We start from the raw sequence: 14,867 nt of genomic DNA, 5'->3' as shown, positions 1-14,867 counted from the left end.
CCCGTCGGAGACGACGGGCGGGGCTTTCATCCGGGACCCTAGCTCTGCCTGCGGCGGCGGCGCACCAGCAGCAGCACCGCACCGCCGATCAGCAGCGCGATCGCGAGCCCGAGGACCCACGGCGCCAGCTGCCCGCCCGTGAGCGCGAGCGGCGTCAGCACCCGGTTCTCGGTCGTGCCCGTCGGCGGCGTGATCGTCTCACCGCCGGGAGGCGTGGCCGAGGCGGTGGCCGCGTTCCGTAGCGTCGCTCCCGCCGCGTCGGCGTGCACGGTCACCGCGTAGGTGATCACGACGCGCTCCCCTTCGGCGAGGCTGCCGGTCCAGCGCAGCGTCGTCCCGTCGATCCTCGGTGCGGCCACCGCACGGTCACCCACCGTGGCAGTCGGCGCGCCGCGGAGGTCGGCGTGCCGCAGCACTCCGGCCAGGTCATCCGTGACGACGACCTCGTCCAGGCCCGTCTCGCCGGTGTTGGTACCGGTGAGGGTGTAGGTCACGACGCTCCCCGTCGCGACGCTGGAGCCGGACGCGGGGTCGGACGTCTTGACGAACGTGAAGCCCGGGGTGCCGACGGGGTTCTCCGTCGTCACCGGCGGCGGGGTGAGCTCGGTGCCGCCCGGAGGCGTCGCGGCGCCCTCGACGGTGTTCGCCAGGATCGCGCCGCCGGCGTCGCCGTGAACGGTCACCGAGTACGTGATCGTGACGCGCTGTCCGACGGCCAGCTCGCCCGTCCAGGTGAGCTCGTCACCCGCGATGACAGGCCCCGGCGCGGTGCCGTCGCTGAGGGTCGCCGTCGCGTCGCCGTTGGAGGCGGCATGGGCGAGCACACCCGACAGGTCGTCGACGATGCGGACCGGAGCCAGCGCCGTCTCCCCCGTGTTCACGCCGGTCACCGTGTAGGTCACGACGCTTCCGGGGTCGACCCGGGTGCCGGAGGCGGGGTCGGCGAACTTGCGCAGCTCGAAGCCGGGCTCGTTGACGGGGTTCTCGGTCGTCGCCGGCGGCGTCTCGATCGGCGGCACTCCACCCGGCGGAGTCGCCGAGCCGGAGGCCGAGTTCTCGATGACGGAGCCTCCGGCGTCCGCGCGCACGGTCACCGAGTACGTGATCGTGACGCTCTCGCCGACCTGCAGCGCACCCGTCCAGGACAGCCGGTCCTCGGCCACCGTCGGCGCCGTCGTCGCCGTGCCGCCGATCGTCGCGGTCGCGTCGTCGTTGTACTCCGCGTGCGCCAGGACAGCGGAGAGGTCGTCGGCGATGGTGACGGGATCGAGAGCCGTCTCCCCCGTGTTGACACCGGTCACCGTGTAGGTGAGGACGCTGCCCGGGTCGACCGCCGTGCCCGCAACCGGGTCGACGCTCTTGGAGACGGAGAATCCGGGCTCGTTGACCGGGTTGGTGGTGACACCGGGTGGCGGCGTGATCGTCGATCCTCCCGGCGGGGTCGCCGTCGCGGACGCCGCGTTCTCGATCACGGTGCCCACGCCTTCGGCGCTCACGGTCACGGAGTAGGTGACGGTCACGGTCTGGCCGACCGCGAGAGACCCGGTCCACGACAGCTCCGAGCCGTCCAGGGTCGCCGGAGCCGCAGTGGCACCCGCGATGGTCGCCACCGCGTCCGCGTTGAAGGTCGCGTACGGCAGAACACCGGACAGGTCGTCGGTGATCGTCACCGGGTCGAGCGCCGTCTGGCCCGTGTTGGCCGCGGTCAGCGTGTAGGTGAGCACGTCACCCGGGTCGACAGCGGTACCGGCGGCGGGGTCGACGGTCTTGGCGAAGGTGAAGCCGGGCTCGTTCACGGGGTGCTCCGTGCTCGACGGCGGCGGCGTGATCGGCGTGCCGGGAGTCGTGGGACTCTCGGGGTCGCTCGGGTCGGCGGGGATCAGCGGGGTCGCCTCTCCGGTCGCCGTGTTCGCGACGATCTCACCGCCGGCAGTGGCGTCGACGGTCACCGAGTAGGTGATCACGACGTCCTGGCCTGGGCGCAGCACGCCGTTCCACGACAGCGCCCCGTCGGCCACGCGGACGTCGCCGCGGGTCGCGGACACGTCGTCGTTGTAGGACGCGTGGGCGAGCGCCGCCCGCAGGTCGTCGCCGATCTGGACGGGGTCGAGGACGGTGTCGCCCGTGTTGCGGCCGGTCACGGTGTAGGTGATCACGCTGCCGGGGTCGACCCGTGTGCCCGTCGCCGGGTCGGCCGTCTTGGTGACGGTGAACCCGGGGGTCGCGACGGGGTGCTCCGTCATCGCGGGCGGCGTCTCGACCGGGGTGCCCGGCGTGGTCGGGCTCTCGGGGTCGGTCGGGTCGGTCGGGATCAGCGGGGTGCCCTCACCGGACACCGTGTTGCGGAGCAGCACGCCGGTCGCATCCTCGTCCACCGTCACCGTGTAGGTGATGTCGACGCGGTCGCCGGGAGCGAGCGTCCCGGTCCAGGTGAGGGTGGTGCCGGAGAGCACGACGGATCCGGACGAGGCCTTCGCGTCGCCGCCGTACTCCGCGTTCGCGAGGACGGCCGAGAGGTCGTCCACGATCGTCGCCGGATCGAGGACGGTGGTGCCGGTGTTGACGCCAGAGACCGTGTAGCTGAGGGTGTCGCCCGCGCGGACAGCGGTGCCGGAGGCCGGGTCGGCCGACTTCGAGACCTCGAAGCCCGTGTCCACGACGGGGTGCTCCGTCTCCGCCGTCGGCGGGACGATGGGCGTCCCCGGAGTCTTGGCGCCGGAGGGATCGGCGGGGTCGACCGGGATCTGCGGCGTGGCCGAGCCGGTCACGACATTGTGCAGTAGGGCCTTCTCGACACCCGCGTCGACGGTCACCGTGTAGCGGATGGTGACGGCTTCCCCACGCGGGATGCTTCCGGTCCAGGTGAGGGTGGCGTCGGCGACCCGCACGGAGCCACGGTCGGCGGTGACGTCGTCGTTGTAGCCGGCGGAGTCGAGCACGCCCGACAGGTCGTCGACGATCTCCGCGGGGTCGAGGTCGGTGTCGCCGGTGTTGGTGCCGGTGATCGTGTAGGTGATCGTGTCGCCCGCGGACACGGCCGTGCCGGAGGCGGGGTCGGCCGACTTCGAGATGGTGAAGCCGGAGCCGATCACGGGGTGCTCGGTGGTGACCGTCGGCGGGACGATCGGCTCACCGGGAACCTGCGGCCCGGTCGGATCGCCCGGGTTCGGGGTGGTCGGCGTGCCCGACCCGGTCACGCTGTTGCGCAGGATCTCGCCGGAGGTGTCGTCGCCCACGGTCACCGAGTACGTGATCGTCACGGTCTGTCCGGGCTGGAGCGTTCCGGTCCAGGCGAGGTCGTTCCCGGTCAGGGTCGCGCCGCCCGTGGTCACGGTCGTGCCGCCGACCGTGGTCGTGATGTCATCGGTGAAGGCGGCGTTGGCGAGCACGCCGGAGAGGTCGTCGGTGACCGTCGCAGGGTCGAGGACGGTCGCGCCGGTGTTGGTGCCGGTGACGGTGTACTCGATGGTCTGTCCCGGCTCCACCACGGTGCCCGATGCGGGATCGGAGGTCTTCGCGACCTCGAAGCCGGCGACCGGGTGCTCGGTGGTGACGGCCGGAGGCGTGATCGGGGGCAGTCCCCCGGGCGGAGTGCCGGAGGCGGTGACGCGGTTGGCGATCCGCTCGCCCTCCACTCCGGCGTCGACGATCACGGAGTAGGTGATCGTGAGCACCTGCCCGGGCTCGAGGGCACCGGTCCAGGCGAGATCGTCGCCGGTGACGGTGGCGGCGCCGGACGGCACCGGGTCGCCGTCGATCGCGGTCGCCACGTCACCCTGGTACTCGGCGAACGCACGCACCCCGGACAGGTCGTCGGCCACGGTGACCGGGTCGAGGCGCGTATTGCCGGTGTTCTCGGCCTGCACCGTGTAGGTCAGACGCTGTCCCGCCTGCACGGCGGTGCCGTCGGCGGGGTCCGAGGTCTTGCGCAGGGCGAGGTCCGGCGCGAGGCGCACGTTCGTGTAGGTGCACGTGACGTCGGTGCCGAGCGGGCCGGCCGGCTGGGTGACCTGGCCGTCGGCGGTGACGGCGACCGGAGTGGTCGAGCCGTCCGCGTTCACCTGCTGGCAGACGAGCGAGGCGTCGTACTTCGTGAGGTCGGTCGAGCCCGCCGCCGACTCGGACAGCCGGAAGGTGTCGCCCTGGTTCGTGAAGACGGGGCCGGCGTAATCCGGCTGCAGACCGGAGCGGTCGCCACGGGTGACGGCGTCGGTCTGAGCGACCTGGTAGCCGGCGGGCGACTGCACCCGAAGCCCGAACTGGTCGCTCGCCGCGTGACGGCCCTCGGGGAGGTCCTTCTTCAACGTCAGCGTGTTCGGGAACGTGCAGCTCGCCATGTCGGTGGGCGAGAAGGTGCCGAGCGGGGTCGTGTTGACCGTCTGCCCCCGGGGGAGGTCGACCTCGATGATGCGATTGCCGCCTCCGGAGACGGACACGAAGATGTGGCCGAGGTTGCCGAACGCGATGCCGTTCCCCTGCACCCCGGCACCCATGTCGTGCACCTGCTTGGCGTCGATCGTCGCCGTGCTCGGTTCGAGCGTGGCCGGGAGGTCCGAGGAGTAGATGAAGTTGTCGGCGACGAGCACGAGCTGACCCGAGGCGCTGAAGGCCATGTCGCCGTTGGCGCCGAAGGCGCTGCTGCCGGTGGTCGGACGGAGCGTGCCGACCTGCGTGTAGGTCTGCGGCGTGACGTTCTCGTTCCACGCGTAGAGGTTGATCGCGCCGTTCACCGTGCCGCTGGCGAAGTAGTACACGCCCGTCACGGGGTGCACGGCCCCGCGCAGCACCGACGAGTTCAGGGAGAACGTCGTGCGTGCGGTGGTATCGGTGACGCGGTCGTGCTTCGCCAGTGTCTTCGTCCCGGCGGCATTGGTGACCGTGTACGCATACCGCCCGTTCGACGAGAGCCCGAGGGCGTTGTTGGAGTGGTTCGCGCCGACGTTGATGGAGCTGAGCGTGCCGCCGTCACCGGGCGCACCGCCCTGCTCGTTGACGGCGAACTCGCGCACCTCGGTGGCGCTCTGCACGTACACCGCTCCCGGCGTGCAGAGGAACGGGTCCGCGGCGACGGCCGGCGCGGCCGTCAGTGTGCCGCCGATGACGATCATCGACGATGCGACGAGCGCCGTGCTGACGGCACCACCGATCAGCCTCTTCGTCCGGCCCCGCCAGCGGCTGCGCCGCTCCGGCGGAAGACGATCGGACGTGCGGTCCTTGCGGGCACCACGGAATCCCATGACTGCTCTCCCCATTCATCGCGTTCCGCCGCGCAGCCGCGCACACGGAAGCCCCCGCCCCCTCAGGCGACCGCCGAGCACCCTTCGGGCAGGGTGGACTCGGTCCGGGCCTCCGCCAGCATGCCGGTACGCCTCATCGGCCCCCGGCCGAACCGGGAGAATTCACCCCGCCTTTTCACCCCAGCGCGCATGACGGAGGGCGCACCGGGGATACCGGTGCGCCCTCGCCGGATCGTCGCCTACTCGCGGGACCCGATCTCCTCGATCGGACGACGTCGCAGCGCGGCCCCGGTCGCGAGCCGCAGAGCGACCAGGGCCAGCGCCCCCATGCCGCCGACGATCGCGAGAGAGCCGAGGACCGGCATCGCCGGAAGCGGCTGCCCCGAGATCCCGTAGCTCATGCCCAGGAGCGGGGGGATCGCGACGAGCACGCCGAAGATCATCGAGAGGGCGGCGATCTGGATCGCTTCGAGCCGCATCGTGGCCCGCACCTGTCCCCGGGTGGCGCCGATGAGCTGGAGCAGTGCGAACTCGCGCGTGCGCTCCCCCGTCGCCATCACGAGGGTGTTCACGACGGCGATCGCGATGTACCCGAGGATGACCAGCAGGCCGATGAGGCTCACCCATCCCTGCTGCGAGACCGCGCCGGTCGTGCTCGCCTTCTGCCCGGAGCCGGGAGCCGTCTGCAATCCGGCGGCGGCGAGCGCATCGGTCACGCCGTCGACGTCGCCCTCGGCCGACAGGAGCGCGAAGGAGTCGAGTGCAGCGGAGGTGTGGACGCGGACGTGATCCGCGTCCATCGTCAGATCGCCGAAGCCGAGGCCCCGTTCGTAGATGCCGACGACGGTGGCCTCCAGCGGCGCCCCGTCGCCGAGCACGCCCGTCACGGGATCGCCGACGTCGAGGCCGAGGGCGTGCGCCACCTCGGCACTGATGGCGACGGTGGCACCACCGTCGAGGGCGGCCAGCGACCCCTCCTGCACACGGAGGTCCAGCAGACCGTTCACGGTCGCCGGGTCGACCCCCTGGAGCACGTACTCCGTGCGCTCGACCTGGCCCTCGATGTCGAGGGAGTCGAGCACGGCGGTGCTGACGACGACGCCGGTCGCGGCCGTGACCCCCGGTTCGGCCCGCAGCGCGGCGACGACCTCGGGGGAGAGCCCGGCCGGGGCCGTGACGCGCAGGTCGGCGATGACTCCGGCCCGAGCCTGGGTCGCCGCCTCGTCCGCGACGATCGCCGGGCCGCCGATCTGCACGAGACCCAGCCCGATACCGAGGGCGATGGGAAGGATTGCGGCCGCCATCCGTCGGCTGCTCGCCGCGGCGTTCGCGGCGGCGAGGAAACCCGCCGCCGACGAACGACGCAGCGCGGGCCCGACGAGTCGCACGCAGAGGGCCACCAGCCACGGCCCCAGCAGTGCGAGCGCCACGATGAGCATGATCGCGGCGCCGGCCGACGCCCCGACCGCCGCATCTCCGCGGAGCATCAGCGGGACGGTGGAGACGGAGACGCCGGCGGCGGCGAACACGATCCCGGCGATGGTGCGCGGGAGGCCGATCGGGCCCGGCCCCGTCGACGACTCGCGCAGCGCCTCGATCGGATCGAGGCGCGCCGGACGCCGGGCCGCGATACGAGCCGCTCCCCAGGCCGCGCCGAGCACCAGCAGCAGAGCCCCCAGCGCCGGGAACGGGCTCAGCGCGAGGGCGAAGTCCCCCGGGATCACACCGCCCGCCACGAACGCCGACTGCAGCGCGGAGGACAGCAGGTATCCCGGAACGATCCCGAGCAGCGCAGCGACGAGAGCGACCGCGAGCACCTCCCGCGCGATGAGGGAATGCACCTGGGAGGGTGTGGCCCCGACGGCGCGGAGCAGCGCGTACTCGCGGCGACGAGCCTGGACCGACAGCGACAGCGTGCCCGCGACGATGAAGAGGGCAACGAGGATGCAGGTGCCGACGAAGGCGCTGCCGATCGCGATGAGCATCGTCCTGGCGGCGGCCGAGTCGAGGAACTCCACGTCGCCGCGGGCGTCGCCGGTCCGGGCGACCAGTTCGGGGAACGCCTCTCGGATGGCGGTGGCCACCTGCTCGGGATCGCCGTCGACGAATACGCCGAGGGCCTGCGGGGCGCCGCCGTGCGGGTCGATCTCGCGGACCCGGTCGTCGCTGAGGAACACCGGCACCGCTCGCTCCGGCAGCGTCTCTGCGGTCACCAGTCCGACGACCGTGTACGTCGCGGCGGTGCCGCCGTGGGCGAGCGGGAGGGTGTCGCCCACAGCGTGACCGGCACCGGAGACCATCACCGCTTCGTCGTCGGCAGCGGGTTCCCGGCCCTCCGCGACGGTGAAGCCGGTGAGTGCGGTCGCGGACCAGGGGTGTGCCTCGACCACCGCATCCGTCCCCTCGCCGGGGCCGACCAGGGGCACGGTCACGTCGGCCACCACCGCCTCGACTCCGGGCAGCGCGGCGATCTCCCGCACGGCGTCGGTGGGGACGAGCGCGCGCTCGCGCAGCGGCACGGGAAGATCCTCCGGCACGTCGACCTGCTGGACGGCCCCGACGACGACCTCGGCGGCCGTGTAGCGCTGGGGGGCGAGGCCGCCGCGGATGCCCGACTCGACGAGCACGCCGAGTCCGGTGACGAGGGCGCTCGCGACGAAGATGGCGACGAACACCCCGGCGAGACTGCGCCGGTGATGACGGAGGTCGGCGCGGACGATCCGCCCGAGCCCGAGGGTCGAGGTCGACATCACCACTCCCCCAGCGTGCTCATGCGATCCGTGATCTGCTGCGGCGTGCCGCCGTCGAGGTGCCCGGCGAAGGCGCCGTCGGCGAGGAAGATGACGCGGTCGGCGTGCGAGGCCACCACGGGATCGTGCGTGACGACGACGACGGTCTGGTGCAGCTCCTTCGCGGTGTGGGCGAGGAGATCGAGCACCTGCTTCCCGGTGCGGGAGTCGAGGGCCCCTGTGGGCTCGTCGCCGAACACGACGTGGGGACGCGTGATGAGCGCACGCGCGATCGCGACCCGCTGCTGCTGCCCACCCGAGAGCTCGGCAGGGCGACGGTGGCGGCGGTCGGTGAGACCCACCGCGGCGAGCAGGGTTTCCAGCCAGCGATGATCCAGACCCTGCCGCCCGAGGCGCAGTGGGAGGGTGATGTTGTCCTCCACGGTGAGGGCCGGAAGCAGGTTGTAGGCCTGGAACACGAAGCCGACGTGATCGCGGCGGAAGGCCGTGAGCTGGCGGGGCGTGAGGGCGGAGATCTCGGTGCCGCCCAGGTGCACCGTACCGCTGGTCGGTCGGTCGAGGCCGGCGGCGCTGTGAAGCAGGGTGCTCTTGCCGGAACCGGACGGCCCCATGATCGCCGTGAACGAGCCGCGCCCGATGGCGAGGTCGATGCCGCGGAGTGCGGTCACGCGGGTGCTGCCGGAGCCGTACGTCTTGACGAGGCCGCTGAGGCGCAGGGCCTCGGCGGGAGCCGCTTCGACGAGCGGCGCAGAGGAGAGGGAGGTCATGCGTCGACGGTACGAACGCCGCGCGGCCGCTCCCATCCCGCCCGGTGCCGTATCGATGGTGGAGCTGGCTATACCGCGCGGCGCGCTCCGCTCGGGCAGACTTGCGGGGTGAAGGACGGATGGATGCGCCGCGCGACGCGGGGCTGGTTGCGGGATGCACGGTTCCTCGGGATCGAACTCGGCGCCTCCGTCGTCTCCCTCGCCCTGTTCTGCGTGATCCTCGTGCTGTTTCCGCTCATGCTCATCACCGGCGGCGTGCTTCTCTTCCCCCAGGTCGTCCAGGTGCTGCACGTCTGGAGTGACCGCGCGCGCCGCCGGATCGGACGGCGGCGGGCCGAAGACCTGCCCCCGCTCGCGCGTACACTCCCGCGCGGGGCGACGATCGACGACCGGCTGCGCTTCGCCTTCTCCCGGGCGACAGCCCGCGACGCCCTGTGGCTCGTGCTTCACGCGTTCCCCGTGATGTGGGTGTCGCTGCTGACGCTCGCCCTGCCGCTGTCGGCCGTCAACAGCCTCGCCGTCACCTGGTACTGGCAGTTCGCCCCGGCCGACGACCCGGTCGGCTCGCCGTACCCCGTCACGTCGTGGGCGCTGGCGTGGACCATGCCGCTCGTCGCCCTCGCGTACGCGGTCGCTGCGGCCTTCCTCGTGCCGGCGGTCGCCCGTCTCGTGGCCTTCGTCTCGGCGAAACTCCTCGCGACGCCGCAGAGATCCCGCCTCGCCGCCCGGGTCGACGCCCTGACCCTCAGCCGGGCAGCGGCCCTCGACGCCCATGCCGCCGAGCTGCGCCGCATCGAGCGCGATCTCCACGACGGCGCCCAGAACCGGTTGGTGAACGTCGTCATGATGCTCGGGATCGCAGAGCGGGCGCAGGAGACGGGCGGCGATGTGCTCGATCCCCTGCGGCGGGCGCAGGACGCCGCCTCCGACGCGCTCGCCGGCCTCCGCCGCACGGTGCACGACATCTATCCGCCGATCCTCGACGAACTCGGACTGGAGGGCGCGCTGGCCTCGCTCGCCGGGCGCAGCGTCGTCCCGTGCACTCTGGACGCCACGGACATCGGGCGGGTGCCGGCGGCGGTCGAATCCGCGAGCTACTTCGTGGTCGCGGAGGCACTGACCAACGTGAACAAGTACAGCGCGGCGACGAGGGCCGCGGTGCGGGTCGAACGGGAGGGCGAGCTGCTCCTCATCGCGGTGGAGGACGACGGGGCCGGCGGCGCGATCGAGCGTCCGGGCGGGGGTCTTGCCGGGATCCGTCGTCGGGTCGAGGCGTTCGAGGGCACGATGGAACTGTCGAGTCCCGCCGGGGGACCCACCATCCTGCGGACGGAGCTGCCATGCGGATCGTGATCGCGGAGGACGACACCCTGCTGCGGGAGGGCCTCGCGCTGCTGCTGCGCAGCGAGGGGTTCGACGTGGTCGGCGCCGTGCCCGACGCCGACGGATTCCTCGCCCTCCTCGACGACGCCGACGCCGCGGTCGTCGACGTGCGGATGCCGCCCACGTTCACCAGCGAAGGTCTCAAGGCCGCGGCCGAGGCGAGGGCCCGCCGCCCGGGCTTTCCGGTGCTCGTGCTCTCGGCGTACGTCGAGGACCGTTATGCGGGCGAGCTCCTCGCCGCCGGGGCGAACGGCCTCGGCTACCTGTTGAAGGAACGGGTGGGGAAGGTCGCCGCGTTCGTCGACGCCCTGCGCCGGGTGGCCGCGGGGGGCACGGTGATGGATCCCGAGGTGATCTCGCAGCTCCTGAGCCGCCGTCGCGCCGATGACCCCGTGCAGACCTTGACCCCGCGCGAACGGGAGGTGCTCGGGCTGATGGCCGAGGGGCTCGACAACACCACGATCGCCGCACGCCTGTTCGTGACCGAGACCGCGGTGAGCAAGCACATCGGCAACATCTTCGCCAAGCTCGGCCTCGCCTCCACCGACAGCGGCCACCGTCGGGTCCTCGCCGTCCTCGCCTACCTCCGCTCCTGACGTCCTCCCCCTGAGACCCCGGGTTGTCGTCGAGACCCCGGGGTCTTCGCGTCGCTACCCGGGGGTCTCGCCGCGTACCCGGGGTCTCGGCGAGACAGGGATGAGAAAGTTCAGTATTCGGTGTTGCTAAGTACCGGTACTCAGTGTTACTTTGTACCGGTACCCAGCAACACTGAGTACCGAACGAGGAGAACAACGAGAGGAGGGGACCACATGGGCAAGCAGATGACCGAGATGCTCAAGGGCACCCTGGAGGGCATCGTTCTGGCCCTCCTCGCCGAGCAGCCGGCCTACGGCTACGAGATCACCACCCGCCTGCGGGAGCACGGCTTCACCGACACCGCCGAGGGCACCGTCTACGCCCTGCTGGTCAGGATCGAGCAGAAGAAGCTCGTCGACGTCGAGAAGGTGCCGAGCGAGAAGGGACCGCCCCGCAAGGTCTACACCCTGAACGCCGCCGGGCGCCAGGAGCTGGAGGAGTTCTGGACCACCTGGAACTTCCTGGCGCAGCACATCGAACGACTCAACACCACCCACACCCCCAGCAAGGAGAACTGACATGGCCGCCAAGTGGATCGAAGCGCTCACCGGATCGCTCGAGCAGAAGAAGCAGTACAAGCAGGCGAAGGCCCGGATCGAGGCGCTGCCCGAGCCGTACCGCACGGTCGCCAACGCCCAGCACCGCTACACCATGTACTACGGAGGGATCACCGACGGGGACACCCTGGTGCAGATCTTCCTCGACCTCGCCGACCTCTGGGAGCGCGCCGCGATCGACCGCACCCCGATCGACGACATCATCGGCGCCGACCCCGTCGAGTTCGCCGAGACCTACGCCGAGGCGTACGGCGGCACCCAGTGGGTCGACAAGGAGCGCGATCGCCTGACGCAGGCGGTCGCCGACGCGAAGAAGAAGGAGAACCGGTCATGACGAACACCGCCCTCTCGGTGCGCGGCATCGAGAAGTCCTACAAAGACCTGCACGTGCTGCGCGGCGTCGACTTCGAGGTGGAGCGGGGATCGATCTTCGCCCTCCTCGGGTCGAACGGCGCGGGCAAGACCACGATGGTGCGCATCCTCTCCACGCTGCTGAAGGCCGACACCGGCACCGCGACGGTGCAGGGGATCGACGTGGCGGCGAACCCGCTCGGCGTGCGGGAGAAGATCAGCCTCACCGGGCAGTTCGCCGCGGTCGACGAGATCCTCACCGGGCGCGAGAACCTGGTGCTCGTCGCCAAGCTGCGCCACCTGCCCGACCCCGGCGCGGTGGCCGACCGGCTGCTCGCCACGTTCCGCCTGACCGACGCGGGCAGCCGCAAGGTCGGCACGTACTCCGGTGGCATGCGCCGCCGGCTCGACATCGCGATGAGCCTGGTCGGCGACCCCGAGGTGATCTACCTCGACGAGCCGACCACCGGGCTCGACCCGGAGTCGCGCATCGAGGTGTGGGACGTCGTGAAGCAGCTCGCCGACGGCGGCACCACGGTGCTGCTCACCACGCAGTACCTCGACGAGGCCGAGCAGCTCGCCGGCCGCATCGCGATCCTGCACGAGGGCCGCATCATCGCGAACGACACCCTCGCCGGGCTCAAGCGGCTGCTCCCGCCCGCCCAGGTCGAGTACGTCGAGAAGCAGCCCACCCTCGAGGAGATCTTCCTCACCCTGATCGGCCCCTCGACCACGAAGGAGGACGCAGCATGACCACGCACTTCGCCGCCGACACGGCGACGCTCACCGGCCGCTCGATGCGGCACATCTTCCGCAGTCCCGACACGATCATCACCACGGCGGTCACGCCGATCGCGCTGATGCTCCTGTTCGTGTACGTCTTCGGCGGCGCGCTCCAGCAGAGCACCGGCACCGAGAACTACGTGAACTACCTGCTGCCCGGCATCCTGCTGATCGCGATCGCGTCGGGCATCGCGTACACCGCGTTCCGGTTGTTCACCGACATGCAGAGCGGCATCTTCGAGCGCTTCCACTCCATGCCGATCGCCCGGTCGAGCGTGCTGTGGGCGCACGTGCTCACCTCGCTCACGGCCAACGCGATCACCCTCGCGATCATCTTCGGCGTCGGGTTCCTGATGGGGTTCCGCACCGGGGCGAGCGTGTGGGCCTGGCTCGGAGTGATCGGCATCCTGATGCTGTTCACCCTGGCGCTCACGTGGCTGGCGATCATCGCCGGCCTGAATGCGAAGACGGTCGACGGGGCGAGTGCGTTCTCGTACCCGCTGATCTTCCTCCCGTTCATCAGCTCCGCGTTCGTGCCGACCGACACGATGCCGGCGCCGGTGCAGTGGTTCGCGGAGAACCAGCCGGTGACCTCGATCGTGAACTCCATCCAGGCGTTGTTCGCGGGGGAGCCGGTCGGGTCCGACATCTGGGTGGCCCTCGCCTGGTGCGTCGGGATCCTCGTGGTCGCGTACGTGTTCGCGATCATCTCCTACCGGAAGAAGGTCAGCTGATCGACGTCAAGCGAGACGGAACGCTCCGACCGGGGACTCTCCCCGGCCGGGGCGTTTCGCCGCGCTCGGCTGATGTTCGAATCGCCTGCGTTGTTCCATCCACACCGGGTACGGAGCAGCGTGCGTGACTCGACGTCAACGGAGCCCGACCGGACCGAGCACCACACGACGACCGGTCCGGATCCAGACGGCTCCGTCGACACGGTGCTCGGCGCGGGTCGTGAAGCGGTAGCGGTAGGACACGGCCCGCACCCACCGCGGCCGCTCGCCGTGGAAGGGGTCGACGCGCAGCAGCCGCAGCGTCCGGGGGTCCGCCTCCAGCAGCCGCACGAGGAACACGGAGAACCAGTCGTCGAGAGAGTGCCCGAGCGGGAGGAACCACATCAGCCAGTCCAGCCGCAGGTGGTACGGGGCGAACTGCCGCGGGATCCGCCGCACATCCCCCGGCTTGCCGCGGAACTCGTACTCGCGCCAGTGCCGGCCCTCCTCGTCGTCCGACCCCTCCACGACGATCTCGACCCGCTGTCGCGTGACGGTGCCGAAGGCGCCGTACGCATTCGCGAGCTGCCAGCGGTTGAAGCTCGCGTTCATGAGCTGCCGCCGCGCGAAGAGGTTGCGCACGGCGGGCACACTCAGGACGACGAACAGCAGCCCGACCGCCGAGGTCACCACGACCCACCACAGCGGCAGGCCCGACACGGTCCCCGGCAGGGAAGTCTCCGGTGACGCGGCAGGAGCGCCGATGCCGGGAAGCCCGATCGCGGAGAACGCCAGGACGATCGTCGCCCAGTTCAGCCACGCGAAGTTCCCGGTGAGCACGAGCCACAGCTGCGTCGCGATCACGATCCCGCCGGCGACGGCGCCCACCCACGCGACTCCTTCGACAAGCTCAGGAACCCACGCGCTGCGGGGAAACCACAGCGACAGGAGCGGGGCGAAAAGGAAGAACGGCACGACGAGCTGCGCGACATGGTTCCCGACGACCTCGAGCCGGTGGAACCACCGCGGCAGCAGGTGCGCCTGCCGGCTGAGCGGCCCCGGCATGGGCTGCGTCTCGTGGTGGAAGGTCATCGCGGTGAGGTCGCGCCACTCGCGGCCGCCGCGGATCTTGATCATCCCGGCGCCGAACTCCAGCCGGAACAGCAACCACCAGAACAGCACGATCACGACCGTCGGCGGCGGCTGGTCGTTCGAGCCGAGGAAGGCCGCGAGGAAACCGGCCTCCAGCAGCAGCATCTCCCACCCGAACGAGTAGAACGTCTGCCCGATGCTCACCACCGACATGTAGCCGGACCACAGAGCGAGGAAAGCGAGCATCGGCACCCAGGGCGGCCCGAGCTGCGGCACCCCGGCGACGACCAGGGCGGCGATGACGATCCCGGCCCCGCACAGCGCGACCAATCGCCGGTCGGTGTAGCGGACCCGGGTGAAGAGGGTGGGGTGCAGCAGCTTCCGTCGCTCGCGCTTCTTCGCCACCCAGTCGAGCAGCGCGGGGGCGGGGAGCAGTCCGTGCTCGCCCAGCAGCGGCCGGAACTGGTTCAGCGTCGAGACGAACGCGACGAGGTACAGCGCCGCGATGCCCCGCTGCAGGACCTCGCGGGCGAACCCGAAGTCGACCGCCGCGAACCCGTCCACGGCCACAGGCTACGCCGCCGGCGCGCACCCGATC

The 14,867-nt window shown here is 71.2% G+C and carries 10 protein-coding genes; 6 read left to right on the top strand and 4 right to left on the bottom strand.

Going from position 1 to position 14,867, the window contains the following annotated elements:
* Nucleotides 1–38: 38 nt before the first annotated feature.
* The 3 genes from FY549_RS05070 to FY549_RS05060 form a co-directional block, all read right to left on the bottom strand.
* Nucleotides 39–5,237: an isopeptide-forming domain-containing fimbrial protein gene (locus FY549_RS05070; RefSeq protein ID WP_149084108.1), complete on the bottom strand. Its 5,199-nt coding sequence runs from the start codon at nt 5,235–5,237 to the stop codon at nt 39–41.
* A 239-nt stretch (nt 5,238–5,476) separates the two neighbouring features.
* Nucleotides 5,477–7,987: an ABC transporter permease gene (locus FY549_RS05065; RefSeq protein ID WP_149084107.1), complete on the bottom strand. Its 2,511-nt coding sequence runs from the start codon at nt 7,985–7,987 to the stop codon at nt 5,477–5,479.
* Nucleotides 7,987–8,754, bottom strand: coding sequence for an ABC transporter ATP-binding protein (locus FY549_RS05060; protein WP_149084106.1), 768 nt, complete (start codon nt 8,752–8,754; stop codon nt 7,987–7,989). The genes FY549_RS05065 and FY549_RS05060 overlap by 1 nt, the downstream gene beginning before the upstream one ends.
* 108 nt (nt 8,755–8,862) lie before the next feature.
* Here FY549_RS05060 and FY549_RS05055 point away from each other — a divergent pair, with 108 nt between their 5' ends.
* The 6 genes from FY549_RS05055 (at nt 8,863) to FY549_RS05030 (ending at nt 13,198) form a co-directional block, all read left to right on the top strand.
* The gene (locus FY549_RS05055; protein WP_259614112.1) at nt 8,863–10,107 is read left to right on the top strand and encodes a sensor histidine kinase; all 1,245 of its coding nucleotides are present in this window, start codon (nt 8,863–8,865) and stop codon (nt 10,105–10,107) included.
* The gene (locus tag FY549_RS05050) at nt 10,095–10,733 is read left to right on the top strand and encodes a LuxR C-terminal-related transcriptional regulator (protein ID WP_149084104.1); all 639 of its coding nucleotides are present in this window, start codon (nt 10,095–10,097) and stop codon (nt 10,731–10,733) included. Before FY549_RS05055 ends, FY549_RS05050 begins: the two co-directional genes overlap by 13 nt.
* Before the next feature lie 213 nt (nt 10,734–10,946).
* Nucleotides 10,947–11,291, top strand: a complete 345-nt coding sequence (locus tag FY549_RS05045) for a PadR family transcriptional regulator (RefSeq protein ID WP_149084103.1) — start codon at nt 10,947–10,949, stop codon at nt 11,289–11,291.
* A gap of 1 nt (nt 11,292) precedes the next feature.
* Entirely contained in the window at nt 11,293–11,664 is a 372-nt protein-coding gene (locus tag FY549_RS05040; protein WP_149084102.1) for a DUF1048 domain-containing protein, read from the top strand.
* A complete protein-coding gene (locus FY549_RS05035; RefSeq protein ID WP_149084101.1) occupies nt 11,661–12,434 on the top strand; it encodes an ABC transporter ATP-binding protein in 774 nt (257 codons plus the stop codon). The genes FY549_RS05040 and FY549_RS05035 overlap by 4 nt, the downstream gene beginning before the upstream one ends.
* Entirely contained in the window at nt 12,431–13,198 is a 768-nt protein-coding gene (locus tag FY549_RS05030) for an ABC transporter permease (protein ID WP_149084100.1), read from the top strand. Before FY549_RS05035 ends, FY549_RS05030 begins: the two co-directional genes overlap by 4 nt.
* A gap of 135 nt (nt 13,199–13,333) precedes the next feature.
* Here FY549_RS05030 and FY549_RS05025 read toward each other — a convergent pair whose 3' ends face one another.
* Nucleotides 13,334–14,833 carry a lipase maturation factor family protein gene (locus FY549_RS05025; RefSeq protein ID WP_149084099.1) on the bottom strand — a complete coding sequence of 500 codons (1,500 nt, stop codon included), beginning with the start codon at nt 14,831–14,833 and terminating at the stop codon, nt 13,334–13,336.
* Between the last annotated feature and the right edge of the window lie 34 nt (nt 14,834–14,867).

Source organism: Microbacterium sp. 1S1, from assembly GCF_008271365.1.
Classification (GTDB): domain Bacteria; phylum Actinomycetota; class Actinomycetes; order Actinomycetales; family Microbacteriaceae; genus Microbacterium.
The sequence above is the reverse complement of the archived record's forward strand: the minus strand, read 5'-3'. Positions and strand labels throughout refer to the sequence as shown.